This window comes from Lysinibacillus sp. GbtcB16, assembly GCF_019091145.1.
In the GTDB taxonomy this organism is placed as follows: Bacteria; Bacillota; Bacilli; order Bacillales_A; family Planococcaceae; genus Lysinibacillus; species Lysinibacillus fusiformis.
In genome coordinates this window covers 1-326 of the sequence record NZ_JAGXJV010000218.1, presented here as the reverse complement: position 1 = coordinate 326, position 326 = coordinate 1, and the positions used below count along the sequence as shown (strand labels likewise).

Genomic DNA, 326 nt, shown 5'->3' with positions numbered 1-326 from the left:
AATATGATATCTTTTGGAGGAATTTTCGGAATGGAGTCTCATTTCAAAGGAAAATACAGAGAATTACGAAACAAGGGAAAACGATATGGCTAGAAGCGACGTATACCCCCGTTATAGATAAGAATGGAGAGATTCAAGCGGTTATTAAAGTCGCTACAGATATTACTGCACGTGAAGATGGCACGGCAAAGGTAACACATGAATTGCAAGAGATGGCGGAAAATCTAAAGGAACGTGCGCAAGAAGGAATTAAGCGTAGTCATATGGTTTCCGCGGCCATTAAACAAATAGTTGAACAAACGAATGACAATATGAAATTATTACAA

At 38.3% G+C, this 326-nt stretch carries 1 protein-coding gene; it reads left to right on the top strand.

Features of this window, described 5'->3' with window-relative positions:
* Positions 1-326, top strand: a 326-nt coding sequence (locus KVT27_RS24075) for a PAS domain-containing protein (protein ID WP_217582120.1), incomplete at both ends; no start/stop codon positions are given.